This is a genomic window from Streptomyces sp. NPDC037290 (assembly GCF_055603245.1).
In genome coordinates, this window is sequence record NZ_JBVJVZ010000048.1 from 1 (window position 1) to 15,875 (window position 15,875).

The 15,875-nt window shown below is 71.9% G+C and carries 15 protein-coding genes and 1 riboswitch; of the genes, 5 read left to right on the top strand and 10 right to left on the bottom strand.

Going from position 1 to position 15,875, the window contains the following annotated elements; translation table 11 throughout:
* Positions 1-110 precede the first annotated feature (110 nt).
* Entirely contained in the window at positions 111-515 is a 405-nt protein-coding gene (locus ACZ7HQ_RS43070) for a winged helix-turn-helix transcriptional regulator (RefSeq protein ID WP_471002479.1), read from the bottom strand.
* 102 nt (positions 516-617) lie between these two features.
* On the opposite strand from ACZ7HQ_RS43070, the gene ACZ7HQ_RS43075 reads away from it, so the two are divergent.
* From ACZ7HQ_RS43075 to ACZ7HQ_RS43085, 3 genes are all read left to right on the top strand, one after another.
* The gene (locus ACZ7HQ_RS43075; RefSeq protein WP_471002482.1) at positions 618-1,472 is read left to right on the top strand and encodes an SDR family oxidoreductase; all 855 of its coding nucleotides are present in this window, start codon (positions 618-620) and stop codon (positions 1,470-1,472) included.
* 137 nt (positions 1,473-1,609) lie between these two features.
* Entirely contained in the window at positions 1,610-2,560 is a 951-nt protein-coding gene (gene rarD / locus ACZ7HQ_RS43080; protein ID WP_471002484.1) for an EamA family transporter RarD, read from the top strand.
* 71 nt (positions 2,561-2,631) lie between these two features.
* Positions 2,632-3,111, top strand: coding sequence for a VOC family protein (locus ACZ7HQ_RS43085; protein WP_471002487.1), 480 nt, complete (start codon positions 2,632-2,634; stop codon positions 3,109-3,111).
* A gap of 13 nt (positions 3,112-3,124) precedes the next feature.
* On the opposite strand, the gene ACZ7HQ_RS43090 is transcribed toward ACZ7HQ_RS43085, so the two are convergent.
* Positions 3,125-4,438: a tetratricopeptide repeat protein gene (locus ACZ7HQ_RS43090; protein WP_471002490.1), complete on the bottom strand. Its 1,314-nt coding sequence runs from the start codon at positions 4,436-4,438 to the stop codon at positions 3,125-3,127.
* Positions 4,439-4,807: 369 nt separating this feature from the next.
* Between ACZ7HQ_RS43090 and ACZ7HQ_RS43095 the strand changes: the two genes are divergently transcribed.
* Entirely contained in the window at positions 4,808-5,404 is a 597-nt protein-coding gene (locus ACZ7HQ_RS43095; protein ID WP_471002493.1) for a flavodoxin family protein, read from the top strand.
* A gap of 231 nt (positions 5,405-5,635) precedes the next feature.
* Here ACZ7HQ_RS43095 and ACZ7HQ_RS43100 read toward each other — a convergent pair whose 3' ends face one another.
* The 4 genes from ACZ7HQ_RS43100 to ACZ7HQ_RS43115 form a co-directional block, all read right to left on the bottom strand.
* Positions 5,636-6,532: an ABC transporter permease gene (locus ACZ7HQ_RS43100; RefSeq protein WP_471002496.1), complete on the bottom strand. Its 897-nt coding sequence runs from the start codon at positions 6,530-6,532 to the stop codon at positions 5,636-5,638.
* A complete protein-coding gene (locus ACZ7HQ_RS43105; RefSeq protein ID WP_471002499.1) occupies positions 6,519-7,517 on the bottom strand; it encodes an ABC transporter ATP-binding protein in 999 nt (332 codons plus the stop codon). The genes ACZ7HQ_RS43100 and ACZ7HQ_RS43105 overlap by 14 nt, the downstream gene beginning before the upstream one ends.
* Positions 7,518-7,596: 79 nt before the next feature.
* Positions 7,597-8,793, bottom strand: coding sequence for a LolA family protein (locus ACZ7HQ_RS43110; protein ID WP_471002503.1), 1,197 nt, complete (start codon positions 8,791-8,793; stop codon positions 7,597-7,599).
* Between the two features lie 456 nt (positions 8,794-9,249).
* Positions 9,250-10,260: a polyprenyl synthetase family protein gene (locus ACZ7HQ_RS43115; protein WP_471002506.1), complete on the bottom strand. Its 1,011-nt coding sequence runs from the start codon at positions 10,258-10,260 to the stop codon at positions 9,250-9,252.
* A 609-nt stretch (positions 10,261-10,869) separates the two neighbouring features.
* Positions 10,870-11,045: riboswitch (cyclic di-AMP (ydaO/yuaA leader) on the top strand.
* A 3-nt stretch (positions 11,046-11,048) separates the two neighbouring features.
* Between ACZ7HQ_RS43115 and ACZ7HQ_RS43120 the strand changes: the two genes are divergently transcribed.
* Positions 11,049-11,537, top strand: coding sequence for a transglycosylase SLT domain-containing protein (locus ACZ7HQ_RS43120; protein WP_471002509.1), 489 nt, complete (start codon positions 11,049-11,051; stop codon positions 11,535-11,537).
* Positions 11,538-11,706: 169 nt separating this feature from the next.
* On the opposite strand, the gene ACZ7HQ_RS43125 is transcribed toward ACZ7HQ_RS43120, so the two are convergent.
* From ACZ7HQ_RS43125 to ACZ7HQ_RS43140, 4 genes are all read right to left on the bottom strand, one after another.
* On the bottom strand, positions 11,707-12,519 hold the full coding sequence (locus tag ACZ7HQ_RS43125) for an HAD family hydrolase (protein WP_471002512.1): 813 nt from the start codon (positions 12,517-12,519) through the stop codon (positions 11,707-11,709).
* Positions 12,520-12,584: 65 nt separating this feature from the next.
* Positions 12,585-12,968, bottom strand: a complete 384-nt coding sequence (locus tag ACZ7HQ_RS43130) for a carboxymuconolactone decarboxylase family protein (RefSeq protein WP_471002515.1) — start codon at positions 12,966-12,968, stop codon at positions 12,585-12,587.
* Positions 12,969-13,028: 60 nt separating this feature from the next.
* Complete coding sequence (locus ACZ7HQ_RS43135) at positions 13,029-14,231, bottom strand: FAD-dependent oxidoreductase (RefSeq protein WP_471002518.1); 1,203 nt, start codon at positions 14,229-14,231, stop codon at positions 13,029-13,031.
* A gap of 45 nt (positions 14,232-14,276) precedes the next feature.
* Positions 14,277-15,521 carry a carboxylate--amine ligase gene (locus ACZ7HQ_RS43140; protein ID WP_471002521.1) on the bottom strand — a complete coding sequence of 415 codons (1,245 nt, stop codon included), beginning with the start codon at positions 15,519-15,521 and terminating at the stop codon, positions 14,277-14,279.
* Positions 15,522-15,875: the final 354 nt, after the last annotated feature.

The following is a 15,875-nucleotide window of genomic DNA, read 5'->3' on the forward strand; positions in this document are numbered from 1 at the left end:
GGCCGACCAGCTGGACACCGCGATCGAGCAGAAGGGCAAGGGCGACCTGTCCGCTCTGCTGGCCGGCGGGGACACCTGGACGGTCGTCGGCTGAGTTTCCCTCGGTTCGGCTACGAGGCCCGGGACTGGATTTCCCGGGCCTCGTCGTATGCCCGGCGGGCGCTGAGCACGTCCGCCATGCGCCGGTCGGTCCACCGCGCCAGCGCCCGCACCTGCTCCGCCGCCTCGCGTCCCAGCTCGGTCAGGGAGTAGTCGACGCGCGGCGGGATGACGGGTTTGGCGTCCCGGTGGACGAGGCCGTCGCGCTCCAGGGTCTGCAGCGTCTGCGTGAGCATCTTCTCGCTGACCCCCCGCCCGCCGAGGCCGCTGATCGCCCGGCGCAGTTCGCTGAAGCGGTACGGACGGTCGAGGAGCTGGATCAGCACCAGCACGCCCCAGCGGCTGGTGACGTGCTCCAGGACCAGGCGATGGGGGCACATGGCCTCGCCGTCAGCCTTCCGTGTACTTACCGACATGCCCGTACCTTACTTCAAAGTGGGTACTTTCACATAGTTAGCGCCCCTCCTAGGGTGAGTGTCATACACAGACACACGGGATCCCCCAAAGGAGTTCGCACCATGAGCATCGTCGTCACCGGAGCCACCGGACACCTCGGCCGTCATGTCGTCGAGCAGTTGCTGGAGAAGGTTCCGGCACAGCAGATCACCGCCGTCGTGCGCGACGAGACGAAGGCCGCCGGCCTCGCCGCCCGCGGGGTGCGGCTCGCCGTCGCCGACTACAACACCCCCGGGACCTTCGACGGCCTGTTCGCGGCCGGCGACAAGGTCCTGCTGATCTCCGGCAACGAGTTCGACAAGGGCCGGGTGCAACAGCACAAGGTCGTCATCGACGCCGCGAAGGCGGCCGGGGTGGCGCTGCTCGCGTACACCAGCGCCCCGGGCAGCCTGACGGCCGCGCTGGCCGACGACCACCGGGCGACCGAGAAGGTGCTGCTCGCCTCCGGCCTGCCGTACACCCTGCTGCGCAACGGCTGGTACCACGAGAACTACACCGAGAACCTGGCCCCGGTACTGGAGCACGGCGCGGTCGTCCAGGCCGCCGGGGACGGCCGCGTCTCCTCGGCCGCCCGCGCCGACTACGCCGCCGCCGCGGTCGCGGTGCTGACCGGCGAGGGCCACGAGAACACGACGTACGAGCTGGGCGGCGACGAGGCGTGGGGCTTCGCCGAGTACGCGGCCGAGCTGAGCCGGCAGACGGGCAGGGAGATCGTCTACAGCCCGGTCTCCGTCGAGGCCTTCGCCGGCATCCTGACCGGCGCCGGGCTGCCCGGTCCACTGGCCACGATCCTGGCCGGGGTGGACACCTCGATCGAGAAGGGCGAGCTGGTGGTCACCAGCGGCGACCTCGCCCGCCTGACCGGCCGCCCGGCCACGCCGCTCGCCGAGGCGATCGCCGCCGCGCTCAAGGCCTGACCCCCGCCCCGCCACCCCCGGCTGTCATGACCGTATGCCGAAACGGACATGACAGCGGCGGGTGCTCGGCGCTACCTTCGTTTCCGCGTGCGCGGGCGTGACGGGTTCCCGCGCGCGCGTGGCGAGAAGGAGGGGCCGTGGCCGGGACGTCCAAGGGTGAGCACCGAATAGGCCTGCTGAACGGTTTCGCCGCCTACGGCATGTGGGGGCTGGTGCCCCTGTTCTGGCCCCTGCTGAAGCCCGCCGGGGCGATGGAGATCCTCGCCCACCGCATGGTGTGGTCCCTGGCCGTCGTCGCCGTCGCCCTGCTCTTCGTGCGGCGCTGGGCCTGGGCGGGACAGCTGCTGCGCCAGCCGCGCCGGCTCGGGCTCGTGGCCGTGGCCGCCGCCGTCATCACCGTGAACTGGGGCCTGTACATCTGGGCGGTGAACTCCGGTCACGTGGTCGAGGCCTCCCTCGGGTACTTCATCAACCCGCTGGTGACCATCGCGATGGGCGTGCTGCTGCTGAAGGAGCGACTGCGGCCCGTGCAGTGGGCAGCGGTCGCCACCGGGCTCGCCGCCGTGGTCGTCCTGACCGTCGGCTACGGCCGCCCGCCGTGGATCTCGCTCGTCCTCGCCTGCTCCTTCGCCACCTACGGCCTGGTCAAGAAGAAGGTCGGTCTCGGCGGCTTCGAGTCGCTGGCCGCGGAGACCGCGATCCAGTTCCTGCCCGCGCTCGGCTATCTGCTGTGGCTCGGCGCGCACGGCGGCGCGAGTTTCCTGAACGACGGCACCGGGCACGCCGCCCTGCTCGCCTCCACCGGCGTCGTCACGGCGCTGCCGCTGGTCTGCTTCGGCGCGGCGGCGATCCGCGTGCCCCTGTCCACCCTCGGCCTGCTGCAGTACCTGGCCCCCGTCTTCCAGTTCCTGCTCGGCGTCCTGTACTTCCACGAGGGCATGCCGCCCGAGCGCTGGGCCGGGTTCATGCTGGTCTGGCTGGCCCTGCTGCTGCTCACGGGCGACGCGCTGCGTTCCGCGCGCAGGCCGCGGGAGCCGCTCGGGGTGCCCCGGGTGGACACGCCCGGCACCGAGGCCGTGCAGGCCTGAACCGGTCAGCCGGTGGGTCCTGATCCGGTGGGCGCCGCCGATGTCAGTGCTCCCCGCTATAAGTGGTGAGCATGTCGACCCAGCCGCCCGCCGAGGCCCCCGCCCCACTGCACTGGAAGCTCGTCATCGACGCGGCCGACCCGCACGCCCAGGCCGACTTCTGGGCCGCCGCGCTGCACTACACGGCCGAGGACAACAGCGCCCTCGTCGAACGGCTGCTGTCGGCGGGCGCGTTGCCCGGCGAGGCCACCGCCGAGTACCACGGCCGCCCCGCCTTCCGCGACCTCATCGCCGTACGGCATCCCGACGACCCGTACGACCCGCAGACCGGTACCGGCCTCGGACGGCGGCTGCTGTTCCAGCGGGTGCCCGAGGCGAAGACGGGGAAGAACCGGCTCCACCTCGACCTGCACGCCGGTACGGAGCGCCGCGCGGACGAGGTGGCACGGCTGCGGGCGCTGGGCGCCGAGGTGCTGCGCGAGGTGAAGGAACCCGCCGGTGCGTGGGTGGTGATGGCGGACCCGGAGGGCAACGAGTTCTGCGTGCAGTAGGGCTGCCGCCGGATCACGCCTGGGCTGCGCGGGCCGCCCGGTCGGTGAGGCGCACCATGCGGGCGCGGGCGGACTCCAGCGGGCCCGGCTCGTCGGCGGCGGGTCCCGGCTCGGTGGCGAGGTCCGTCCACAGGTCGATCAGGTCCCTGCCCAGCCGCAGCCCCTCCTCGGGGTCGCGCACCGCACGCCAGGCGGTCGCCGCGCTCCGCACGTTGCCGTAGGCGGCCTCCGCGTCCCGCGCCTGCCGACGCTGCCGGGCGAGGTCCAGGGACAGCTGGAAGGCACGGACCGGGTCGCCCGCCAAGTAGGCGATGTAGGCCGACAGTTCACGCAGGTGCAGCACCTCGGCATGACGGGGGCCCAGCACGCTGGACGCCTCGGCGACCGTACGGTCGGCGAGTTCCGCCGCCGCCTCGATACGGCCGGCCCGCACCGCCTCGTTGATCCGCGTCATCGGCTCGGTGAGCAACTCGGCCCCCTCCGCGGTCTCGGTCACGGGCTCGTCCCCGAGCACCTCCTCGGCGACGGCGTCGAAGCCACGGGCGGGGGTGTGGGTGGGGGCGGGGTCGGGGGGGACGGAGGCCGCGAGGAGGGAGGCCGTGAGCGCGGAGGCGGCGGCGGCAGAGGGGACGGGGACGGAGGGGACGGGGACGGAGGGGACGGGGGCGGAAGGGAAGGGGGTCGTTGGGGCTGGGGCGGCGGGAGTGCGGGGCGTGGGGGCCTGGGCTTGGGCCTGGGCCGGGGTGGCGCAGGCCGTTTGGGCCGCGGGAGCGTAGGCCGTGGGCTCGGGCGTGTGCTCCGGGGCGTCGGCGACGGGCACCGGCGTCTCCCTGGCCGGCATGACCGGCGCGGGACCGAACTGTCCCGTCGGCGCCTGCACCGTCCCGGCCGGCACGGGGTCCGGCTGCTTCACAAGGTGCGGGAGCGCGTCGCTGACGGCCCGCGCACGCTCCGGCACAGCCACGCCTCCCGAGCCCGGCACGGCCACGCCTGCCGGTGCCGCGATGCCGGCCGCGGCCGGCACGTTCTGCGCGGCCACCCGTACCGCCCGCCCCATGACCCGGCTGGAGCCGTCCGCCGAGACCTCCAGGGGAACCACGCAGCCCGCACGGTCGTCGTGGATGGTGGCGCGTATGGGAGCACCGAGGCTGATGGCCAGGCGCTGGAGGTGGTTGAGGACGGCCTGCTGGATCTCCTCGCCCGGCGCCGCCACCACCGACGTCCCACCCACCGACGCGCCTCCCGCGCCGAACACCCGCACGGCCACCGCCGCCGGATGCGCCGCGGGCTGCTGCACCCGCTTCTTCTCGAAGCTGAGTCGGGCCATCGGTTTTCCCTCACTCCCCCGGCGTGGCGATCCGGTCGTACCCCTCGTCTCGTACCAACCAGTCTGTCCCTCGGGTTCGGCCCATGCGTTACCACGACGTCACAGGCTCGTCCCAGAAGCGGGGACGCCGCAGTCTACGGGGCCCCTCGCTCCTGTGACGACCGCCGCACGGCCGTCCGACGGGGCCGTCCGGCGGGGCCGTCCGACGGGGCCGCGCGGCGGAGAGGGGCGGCTCGAACAAGCACCGGAGAGGAATGTGACGCCGGGTCAGGCCAGAAGCTCCGGGGACGGGAGCTGACACGCGATAGCTGCACGTGCATATAATGCAGATGCACTTTATTGTCGTACGCCGATGAGCCGGGGGTAGTCATGACGACGCGCCGCTTCCTCTTCCTCCTGGGCAGTTCCCGTGCCGAGGGCAACACCGAGCTGCTGGCCCGCAGGGCCGCCGAACAGCTGCCCGGTGACGTCGAACAGCGCTGGATACGCCTCGCCGAGCACCCGCTGCCCGACTTCACGGACCTGCGGCACGACAGCGAGCACGTACGGCCGCCGTCGGACAGCCCCACCGGTCTGCTGCTGGACGCCACGCTCGCGGCCACGGACATCGTGATCGCCTCGCCGTTGTACTGGTACTCGGTGTCCGGGCTCACCAAGCGCTACCTGGACCACTGGTCCGGCTGGCTGCGCACCCCGGGCGTCGACTTCAGGGCGACCCTGACCGGCCGGACGCTCTGGGGCATCGCGGCGCTGGCGGACGACGAGCCGTCCGTCGCCGACCCCTACGTCGGCACACTCACCAACTCCGCCGCCTACATGGGGATGCGGTTCGGCGGGGTGCTGCTCGGCAACGGCAGCGCTCCCGGCGATGTGCTGAAGGACGCTCAGGCGCTGGCACGCGCGAAGACCTTCTTCGCCCAGGACGCGCCCCTCGCCCGTTTCCCGCACGAGACGGCCGCCGGTTAGGACCCGTACGGCGGATCAGGCCGGCTGCGGGCAACGGCGTCGTGTCGGTGCGGGCGAGCGGGGCAGGGTGCGCCCAGCCGCTAGACGGAGAAGGCGGAGGAGGCGGGGACGGAGGAGGCGGGGAAGGCGGAGGAGGTCGCCGACGCGGGGCGTCAGGGCCGACGACAACGCCGCTGACGGGCGTGCCCCTGCCCCGCGGCTCCGCCGTGATCCGCCGGACAGGCCCTGGGACTACGCGCTGATGTCCTTCGTCGTGAACCGCGCCCAGGCCGCCGAGCCGAACACGGCCGCGTACAGCGCCTGCAGGCCGAGGTTCTTCACCAGGTCGTCCCAGTAGACGGGGTCGCGCATCAGGTCGGCGAAGGACAGCCAGTAGTGCGAGAAGAAGTACGGCTGCAGCGCGTGCAGCTGGGGTATCTGGTCGAGGATCTGGACGGTGATGAGCAGGCCGACGGTGGTCGCCATCGCCGCGATGCCGCTGCCCGTGAGCGTCGACACGAACAGGCCCAGCGCCGCCACGCCGATCAGTGAGGCGGCGACCACCAGGGCGATCAGCAGGGCCCGGCCGAGGCCCTCGGCGAAGCTGATCCGGGTGCCGGAGATGGTCGTCAGGTCGCCCAGCGGGAAGAGCAGCGCGCCGACGACCAGCGCCGAGGCGGCGACGACCAGGGTGGCCAGCAGGCAGAAGGCCATCACGGTCGTGTACTTGGTCAGCAGCCGGGTGCGGCCGGCCGGGGCCACCAGCAGATAGCGCAGGGTGCCCGCGCCCGCCTCGCCGGCTATCGCGTCGCCCGCGACCACCCCCACGGCCATCGGCAGGAAGAACGGCAGGGTCGCGGCCAGCGCCGTGAACACCAGGAACAGGCCGTTGTTGGTGATCTGCGAGATGAACGCCGGGCCCTGGCCGCCGTGGTCCGCCGCCCCGCCGCCCCGCGTCTCGATCTTCACCGCGATCCCGACCAGCACCGGCACCGCGGCCAGCACGCCGAGCAGGGCGAGTGTGCGCCAGCGGCGGAGGGTCGTGACCACCTCGCTGCGCAGCAGCCCGAACGTCCACAGGGGACTCGGCCGGCGAGCGGCGGACACGATGACGGTCTCGGATCCTGGGATCGTCTCAGCCGGCGACATCGAAGCCCTCCCCCGTCAACGCCACGAACGCGTCTTCCAGCGAGGCCCGTTCGAGGGTGAAGCCCCGGACCCGCACTCCCCCCGCGACCAGAGCCGCGTTGACCTCGGCGAGGTCCCGCGCGGGCGGTTCGCCGGTGACCCGGTCGCCGTCGGTGACGACGTCCCCGACGCCCTGCTCCTTCAGCACGCGCGCCGCCTCGGCCGCATCCGGGGTGGTCACCACCAGCCGGCCGCGCGCCCCGGCCGCCAGGTCGGCCACCGCGCCCTGGGTGACGAGCCGGCCCCGCGCCATGACCGCCGCGTGGGTGCAGACCTGCTCGATCTCGTCGAGGAGGTGGGAGGAGAGGAAGACGGTCGTGCCGTCGGCGGCCAGCTCCCGGATGAGGGTGCGGATCTCCCGCATGCCCTGCGGATCCAGGCCGTTGGTCGGCTCGTCCAGGACGAGCAGCCGGCGCGGCTGGAGCAGCGCGGCGGCCAGGCCGAGCCGCTGTTTCATGCCGAGCGAGTACGCCTTCGTCTTCTTGCCGGCGGCCGCCGTGAGGCCCACCCGGTCCAGGGCCGCGGCGACCCGGGCGCGCCGGGTGCGGGGGTCGGCGGTCGGGTCGGCGGCGTCGTAGCGCAGCAGGTTGTCCCGGCCGGAGAGGAAGCCGTACAGGGCCGGGCCCTCGATGAGTGCGCCGACCTGCGGGAGAACGGCGCGGGCCGCCCGGGGCATCGGGCGGCCCAGCACGCGGGCCGTGCCCGCCGTCGGCTCGATCAGGCCCATCAGCATGCGGATGGTGGTGGTCTTGCCCGAGCCGTTCGGGCCGAGGAAGCCGAAGACGCTGCCCGCCGGGACGGACAGGTCGAGGCCGTCGACGGCGAGCTGTCCGCCGCGGTAGCGCTTGGTGAGGCCGCGGGTGACGATGACGCCCGTCTCCGCGCGGCCCGGGGCACACCGCTCCTCGTCCCCCGCCTCCCGCTCCGTGGCGGACGGTCCGTCCATCGGCTCCCCCTCCGTCCCCCTCGATTCGCAGTCCCCGAAGGGTCAACGCACGGTCACGGCCCGTAGTGCCCGAAGGGGGTCACTTTGCCGCGTCGGCCGCCTTCACCAGGGCGTCCTTGGTCACCGCGCCGGCGTAGACCTTGCCGTCGTCGGTGATCAGGGCGTTGACCAGGCGGGTGGAGAAGACCGTGCCCTTGCCGAACTTGCCGGAGACCTTCTCGCCGAGCGAGCCGAGGAAGCCGCCGAGGTCACCGGCCTTGGAGCCGCCCGTCGGCAGGCCGCCCTTGGCGCCGGTGTCAAAGGTCGCGACGGACGTCCAGCCCTTGCCGAGGACGTCGGCGCCGCCGAGGCCCTTGCCGAACTCGCCCGCCTTCGGCTCGTGCCGGCGCGCCGCGGAGTCCCGCTTCTCCTCCGTCACCTTCGCACCCCTGGGCGGGGTGAAGTCGAAGGTGGAGGCAGGCGGCTTCGCGAAGGAGACCTGGGTGAAGCCCGCGTCGAGGACGGCGGCGCCGCCGCTCTTCGGGGTCAGCGTGAACTTCAGCGGCGTGCCCGTCTTCGCGTCCACCGCGATGCTGATCGCACCGACCGTGGTGCCGGACTGCCGGGGCTTGATCAGCAGCTTGTAGGCGTCGCGGCCGGCGACCTGCTCGGTGCCGTCGACGGTGACCGACGTGGTGTCGTCCACCGACTTCAGCGCCTCGTCGGCGAAGTCCTTGGGCGTGGCCGGGGGCTCGGCCCGGTGGTCCTTGCCAGAGTCGGCCGAGGTGCCGTGGGAGACCTCGTTGCTCTTGCTGTCGTAGCCCCACACGTCCTTGCCGTTGTGGATGAGGCTGTACTCGGAGCCGCTCTCCAGCAGCGACAGCTTCTGCCTCTGCGGGCCGTCCGCGGCGACGCGCAGCGTGTGCGTGCCGGAGACCAGCGAGGTGAGCTTGGACTGCGGGTCGGCGGAGGAGTCGCCGGAGCCCTTGGCGGCGCCCGAGGCCAGGCTGTTCTCCAGGCCGCCGAGGTTGGGCAGGCCGAGGTCGGTGCTGATCCGCACGGTGCCGGACAGCTGCTGCACGTTCGACTTGGCGATCTTCTCGATGAGTTGCTGTGCGGTGATCCTGGGCAGGTCGGGGTCACCGGAGGCGGCGAGCGCCGGGACCAGCCCGATCGTGGCCGCCGCCACCCCCACCACCGCGACCGGGACCGCGTAGCGGGCGGCCTTGCGGCGTCCGGCGCGCGGATCCTCGTCCCGCACGGCGTCCACTGCGTCGTCGGTTTCGTACGGTGCCATGTGTGCCTTACCTCCGTCGTCGGCGGCGGCTGTCCTCACGCTGGTCCACCAGTGCCGCCATTCTCACCCGAATCGGTGAGGAGTGGTGATGTCCGTGGTGTCCATCTCACCAAATCGGCCATGAGGAAGCGTCAGACCTCGGAGCCAACTCCGTGTACGCCTGCGGTATGACACGTAGGGGCATCGACTCCCCCAACCCGTAGGGGTCTCACCGGAACGGAGGGACCCGTACGGGGGCATGGGCCGCCCACCGGTCGGTGCCGGGCCGCCGTACGGGGGCATCCGCATCCGACCGCGCCGTACCGGGCGGCCGTACGAGGGCATGCCGTCACACAGGGACGTTCCGGGCCGCCGCACAAGGGCATGCCGTCACGCCGGGCCGTACGCGTCGCACAGGGGCCGTACGGCCGGTCGTGCCGTACGGCGTGGCGCACGGAGGGCGGCGGGCGGCGGGGGTCAGCCGGCTCGGTGCACCACCGCGTCGCACAGCTCCAGCAGCGCCGCCTTGGCGTCGCACTCCCGCAGGGGGGCCAGCGCGGCGCGGGCCTCCTCCGTGTACCGGACGGTGTCGCGGCGGGCCTGCTCCAGCGCGGGGTGGGCGCGCAGCGCGGTCAGCGCCTCGGTGTGCCGGGCGTCGTCGCTGAGGTCGGAGTCCAGCAGCTCGCACAGCGCGATGTCCTCGGGCAGGCCGAGGCGGGCGGCGCGCTCGCGCAGCCGGAGTACGGGCAGCGTGGGGATGCCCTCCCGCAGGTCGGTGCCCGGGGTCTTGCCGGACTCGTGCGAGTCGGAGGCGATGTCCAGGACGTCGTCGGCGAGCTGGAAGGCCACGCCGAGCCGCTCGCCGTACTGGGTGAGCACGTCGACGACCGTCTCGTCGGCGCCGGACATCATCGCGCCGAACCGGCACGACACCGCCACCAGCGAGCCCGTCTTGCCGCCGAGCACGTCCAGGTAGTGCTCGACCGGATCGCGGCCGTCCGAGGGGCCGGCGGTCTCCAGGATCTGGCCCGTGACCAGCCGCTCGAACGCGAGGGCCTGCACCCGGACCGCTTCGGGTCCGAGGTCGGCGAGGATCTGGGAGGCCCGGGCGAAGAGGAAGTCGCCGGTGAGGACGGCGACCGAGTTGCCCCAGCGGGTGTTGGCGCTGTCCACGCCGCGCCGTACGGCCGCCTCGTCCATGACGTCGTCGTGGTACAGCGTGGCCAGGTGGGTCAGCTCCACGACCACGGCCGACGGCACGATGCCCGGCGCGTAGGGGTCGCCGAACTGGGCCGCGAGCATCACGAGCAGCGGCCGGAACCGCTTCCCGCCGGCTCGCACGAGGTGCTGCGCGGCCTCCGTGATGAACGGGACCTCGCTCTTGGTGGCCTCGAGCAAGCCTTCCTCGACAGCCGCCAATCCGGCCTGGACATCGGCTTCCAGAGCCTGGTCCCGCACGCTCAGCCCGAACGGCCCGACGACGGTCACGAGGGTCTCCTGTCTGCTGGTGCCTGCTGGCGATTACACGGTTTGTCGATAGGTCGCTGCCATCACTCAAGTCAGCGTATCCGGTCCTCTTTCGATCACCGATAGCGCCCACCGGTCCAGCCCGGGCGGTATCAGATCATGACCGGTATGTTTTTGATCAAGTCATAAGAATGAATATTTATCGACTTAACAGGACCTCGCCCGATTTGTCGCGAAGCGAGAGGCGAGCGGAGTAACGCCGCACCCCGCTGCCGACACTCCCTTCGCCACCTCCACCCGCACAGCCACGCCACTACGAGAACGACCGGCACCGCGCCACCGGTTCCACCGCTCGACCGATCCACCCGAATCCCCCATGTCCGATTTAAAGCACTTTGCTATTTCGTGAGTTGGGTCACGGACGCCCACCGACACCCTCACCCCCACCAACCACCCTTCTCCCTTTGCACCACTGGGAGTTGAGCATTGGCAACCGCAAAGGATCAAGTACCTCATAGGGCATGGATCAAGGTCAAATAGGACGTTGTGTGAATCCGGTACTTGTTCCCGACATGTGCTCTCGCATACGTTCCGGGCCGTCGGGCGGACGCCGAATCCTGCCACCGCCCGCATAACCATCCACGGACTCATTCGCACGGCAGGAGCGGGGGACCCAGGTAAGCGCCGGACCGGACGGCACAGTCGACCGGAACGGCTAGGGGTTAAGTCGTGTCTTCCCGGACACGGCCGGGCACCTCCCCGCCCGAACCCGACAGCTCACCTCGCAGGCGTTGGAGAGGAACTTCCCCATGCCTGCTGCCGCTCAGCCCCGCCGCACCCGGAACAACCGCCTCATCCGCGTCCTCACCGCCGCCGGCACCGGTGCCGCCGTCCTCGCCCTGCCGCTCATCGGCGCCACCAGCGCCTCCGCGGCGACCCCGACCGCCACCACGGTGTCCACGACCCCCGCCGGGTACCCGAACAACCTCGACGGCTGGATCCGCGAGTCGCTCGCGATCATGGCGCAGAAGGGCATCCCGGGCACCTACAACGGCATCTACCGCAACGTCATGCGGGAGTCCTCCGGCAACCCGGCCGCCATCAACCTCTGGGACTCCAACGCCGCCAAGGGCATCCCGTCCAAGGGCCTGCTCCAGGTGATCGACCCGACGTTCAACGCGTACCACGTGGCCGGAACCTCCTTCAACATCTACGACCCGGTCGCCAACATCACCGCCGCCTGCAACTACGCGCACGCGCGGTACGGGTCGATCGACAACGTCTTCAGCGCGTACTGACAGCCGGCGGACCGGCGGACCACGTAGCGACGGACTTCCGACCGACGGCCCGAGGACCGGCTTGGCACCGGCCGCTCGGCACGCGCCCGCACCTGACGGACGGGGGCGTGCCGGGCGGCCGCCGTGCCTCCACCGGGCCTGCTCGGCCGGCCGCGTACTGATGTGCCGGTCAGTCGGTCGGAAACAGTCTTTCGAGGACGACGGCGATGCCGTCGTCCTCGTTCGACCGGGTGATCTCGTCGGCCACCGCCTTGAGTTCGGGATGCGCGTTGGCCATGGCCACGCCGCGCCCGGCCCAGTCGAACATCGGGATGTCGTTGGGCATGTCCCCGAACGCCAGGGCCCTTTCCGCGGCGATCCCGAGCCACTCGGCGGCCAGCGCGAGACCGGTCGCCTTGGTCACCCCGGACGGCTGCAGCTCCACGGTTCCCGGCCCCGCCATGGTGACCGTCGCCAGCGAGCCCACCACCGCGCGCGCGATGCCCGCCAACTCGTCGTCGGACAGGTCGGCATGGCGCAACAGCACCTTGCTGATCGGCTCGCACCACAGGTCGTCGCGCCGGCGGACCCGCATCGCGGGCAGGGTCGGGTGCGGCATCAGATAGCCCGGCTCGATGAGCGTGAGCCCGTCCACCCCGTCCTGGTCGACGGCCGCGTAGACCTGCCCCACCTCGGCCTCGATCTTGCCGAGCGCGGTCTCGGCCAGTTCCCGGTCCAGCCGGACCGACCACAGCAGACGGCCGGATTCGGCGTCGTAGACCTGAGCGCCCTGTGCGCACACCGCGAGCCCCGTGCAGCCGAGGTGCTCGAGCAGGGGCCGTACCCGCGGGGCCGGGCGGCCCGTCACCACCAGGTGCCGGGCACCGGCCCGCGCCACCCGCGCGAGCGCGGCGAGTGACCGGTCTGAGACCGTGTCGTCGCCGCGCAGCAGCGTTCCGTCCAGGTCGGTGGCGATCAGTGCGTACGCGGGGGAGGCTGCCATGATCAGAGAATACGGATACCGCGCTTCGCCGACTCATCTTGTCGTCCTGCGTACTTGCGTACTGGTCAGCCCCAAGTGGTGCCCGTCGGCCCCCTGATGGTGGTGTCGACGTGGTTGAACGCGTTGGTGAGGGTGTGGATCAGCGCGGACAGCTCCTTCTCGTCGTACTGGTCGGCCACTTCGTCCCGCAGCGCGGCCGGCACCGGCTTCTCCAAGCAGCCGGCGAGCCGGGTCATCCGCTCGGCCAGGTGCAGCGCGGCGCGCTCGGCGTCGCTGAAGAAGGGCGCCTTGCGCCAGACGGCGACGGCGGCGGCGACCCGCTCCTCGCTCGCGCCGGCCCGGCGCGGAATCGCCGCATGGGCGTGCACGCGCGCGCTGCAGCCGTTGATCCGGCCGGGCCGCAGCCCGGTGCTGCGTGTCGGTGGTCGCCGCTCGCCGGTCGCTCTCACCGCGCTGACGGAGCGCAGGCAGCAGATGGCACGGACCGGGGCCGGGATGTCCCCGCGGCCTCAGCCGTGCGCCGCCGCCAGGTGTTTCGCCAGGCGCGGGGAGGCGAACTCCGTACCGCAGACGAAGCGCATCACCGGGCCGTACGACGACGCCGCCGGCAGGCCGGTGAAGTACAGGCCGGGGACGGAGGAGACGTAACCGGGGCCGAGCCTGGGCGTGCCGCGGCTCACCGCGAGCCGGGTGCGCAGTTCGTGGCCGAGGAAGTCCATCGCCGCGATGTCGACGCGGTAGCCGGTGGCGGCGATGACGTGATCGGCGGTGAGCCGCTCGGTGTGCCCGCCGTGGGTGCGCACGGTGAGGACGGGGCTGCCGTCCGGCGCCTCGGCGGCCATGACCCGCTCGACGTCCTGCACCTGCACGGCGCCCTCGAAGCGCTCGCGCAGCCACCAGGCACCGAGCGGCCCGAGGACCCGGCGCACCAGGAAGTGGCGCGTGGTCTCGGGCAGATAGCGGTAGGGGTGCGGGTAGTAGCTGAGCGCCCACAGCGACCAGGCGCGGCCGAACGGGGACTCGGGGCGCAGCTTCGGCTGGTCCCAGGGCGGGGCGCCGAAGGAGACCCGGCCACGGCCGCGCGCGACGACACGCACGCGTGCCCCCGCCTCGGCGGCGAGCGCGGCCGTCTCCAGCGCGGACTGGCCGGCGCCGATCACGATCAGCTCCTTGCCGGCGAAGCGGGCCAGGTCGTGGTGCTGTGAGCTGTGCGAGACGGGGCCTGTGGGCGCCGGTCCGTCGGCCGCGGCTCCCGCGAGCTCCGCCGGCAGGTGCGCCAGGCCCGACAGCCCGGTGGCGACGACGACGGCCCGCGCGGTGAACGTCTCCCCCGAGTCCAGCTTCAGCTCGAAGCCGCCGCTCTTGTCGCGGTCCACGGAGACGACCCGCACCCGCTCCAGGTCGGGGACCAGCTTCTGCTGGAACCACTCGCCGTAGCCGATGAACGTCTCCACCGGGATGATGTCCTCATCGGTCACCAGACGGCGGATCCCGGCCGCGTCGCAGTAGTCGGCGAGGGTGTGGCCGGGTTGCGGGCAGTCGAAGTTGGAGGCGGCGGGTGTCGACTTCAGGAGCATGCCGTCGGGCATGTGGTCGCGCCAGCTGACCATGGGGTCGCCGAAGACGCGGACGGGGATGCCGCGCGCCCGCAGATGGGCGGCGGTGGACAGGCCGAACGGCCCGGCCCCGATGACTGCAACCGGTCGAGTCACGAAGTCCCTCCCCAGGACACGGTGCGCCACGCTTGGTGGCCTTGCCTACTTCGTGGAGGTGCTGCTGCCGCGACGGTTGGTCCGCCACAGCTGATAGAGGTGCTTCGCGCCCGGGCGCACGAAGCGGGCGAGCATCGTGAGGAACGGCAGCGGGTCGTCACCCGCGAGCCAGGCCAGCTCCGTCCCGCTCGCCTTGGCCGGCGCGTGCGGCGTCGTGTAGCCGCTGCGGCGGTAGGCGAGGAGGGCGGGCAGGTCGATGTTCTCCACGATGTAGCGGTGGCCGGCGCGCTGTTCCCCCTCCGGAACGGGGCGGCCGGTCAGGTTCAGATGCATCGCGCGTACGACGTCCACGCCCGACTCGTTCTCGAAGAGCCGGAACTGGGCGCCCATGCGTGGGTTGAAGTCGAGGAGCTTGTACTGGCCGTCGCGCCGGTCGAAGCGCAGGTCGAGGTCGATGATGCCGCTGTAGCCGATCTGTTTGATGAAACGCGCGGCGAGGTCGGTGAGTTCCGGGTTGTCGACGACGTACGCGTTCGCCGTCATTCCGGCGTGCGGCGGCCACGAGCGGACCTTGACGCCGGTGAACAGCGCGAGGGGGCTTGCGTCCTGGTCGAAGCAGGCGTGCACGATCCAGTCCTCTGCCTCCTCGCGCGGCAGGTACTCCTGGAGGATCACGCCCGGCCGCGCCCCCCAGTCGCGGGCGAGGGAGAGCAGGCCCTCGCGCGTGGCGATCCTCGTGGTGCCGCCCACGGCGGGCCGCCTGCGCCGGACGAACGCCTCGCGGTTCTTGGCGACCACCGGGAAGCGTGCCGTGTCGGCGAAGGCGACGATGTCCTCGTACGACTCCGGGAACGCCGACGCGGGTGTAGCGATGCCGTGTTCCACGCACAGGTCGTGCAGGCCCTGCTTGCTGGCGAGCCGGCGCGGCAGGCCGGGGTCGACACGCGGAAAGAGAAAAGATCCGGCCAGCTCGTGCTGGTGCTCGGCGATCAGCACGGCGGCCTCCTCGTCGGTCGGGACGAGGACGGTGGGACGGCCGATGCGGCGGCCGATGCGCAACAGGCCCTCGACCAGTCGGCCCGGGTCCTCCGCACCGGTCGTCGGCCACACGAAGGCCTTCTTCAGATACCGCGAGGAGGCCGCAGGTGTGTACGCGTCCTCGGTGATGGCATACATGGGCACGCCGAGCCGGCCCAGGCTGCGGATCGCAGCGACGCCGCCGTGGTGCAGCGGATAGTCGCCGAACTTGACGATGAGTCCTGGTACGTCCTGGTCCGCCTCGAACGGCACACCGACGGTGTCTCCGGCCACGGGTCCCCCCACGTGTCCCCCAATGGAACGGACCCACCCCGTCCGTGTCCCCAAAGGACGCTAAGCCGGAATTGCCGCCTCCGACAAGGCTTATCCGGACATTGCGAACTCTTTAGACAGGGTGCGAGCAACGTTTCGAGTGTTCTCGGACTCGTGCCGTGGCGCCCTCGGGTGCGCACCTTTCGGACATCCTGTGGCACTGCTGTGAGCACTCCTGGGCGGGGGGGGGGGGGGGGGAGGGGGGGCCGCCAGCCCCACACGCACAGAGCGGAACGCCGTGGGGGGTGTCAGGGTGAACACGAGGGAGGTGCCCACAACACACAGCCCAGCCCT

Bases quoted from the DNA above. Each gene is read 5' to 3' on its own strand.
- ACZ7HQ_RS43070 (WP_471002479.1), bottom strand. From the start codon at position 515: ATGTCGGTAAGTACACGGAAGGCTGACGGCGAGGCCATGTGCCCCCAT.
- ACZ7HQ_RS43075 (WP_471002482.1), top strand. From the start codon at position 618: ATGAGCATCGTCGTCACCGGAGCCACCGGACACCTCGGCCGTCATGTC.
- ACZ7HQ_RS43085 (WP_471002487.1), top strand. From the start codon at position 2,632: ATGTCGACCCAGCCGCCCGCCGAGGCCCCCGCCCCACTGCACTGGAAG.
- ACZ7HQ_RS43090 (WP_471002490.1), bottom strand. From the start codon at position 4,438: ATGGCCCGACTCAGCTTCGAGAAGAAGCGGGTGCAGCAGCCCGCGGCG.
- ACZ7HQ_RS43095 (WP_471002493.1), top strand. From the start codon at position 4,808: ATGACGACGCGCCGCTTCCTCTTCCTCCTGGGCAGTTCCCGTGCCGAG.
- ACZ7HQ_RS43100 (WP_471002496.1), bottom strand. From the start codon at position 6,532: ATGTCGCCGGCTGAGACGATCCCAGGATCCGAGACCGTCATCGTGTCC.
- ACZ7HQ_RS43105 (WP_471002499.1), bottom strand. From the start codon at position 7,517: ATGGACGGACCGTCCGCCACGGAGCGGGAGGCGGGGGACGAGGAGCGG.
- ACZ7HQ_RS43110 (WP_471002503.1), bottom strand. From the start codon at position 8,793: ATGGCACCGTACGAAACCGACGACGCAGTGGACGCCGTGCGGGACGAG.
- ACZ7HQ_RS43120 (WP_471002509.1), top strand. From the start codon at position 11,049: ATGCCTGCTGCCGCTCAGCCCCGCCGCACCCGGAACAACCGCCTCATC.
- ACZ7HQ_RS43125 (WP_471002512.1), bottom strand. From the start codon at position 12,519: ATGGCAGCCTCCCCCGCGTACGCACTGATCGCCACCGACCTGGACGGA.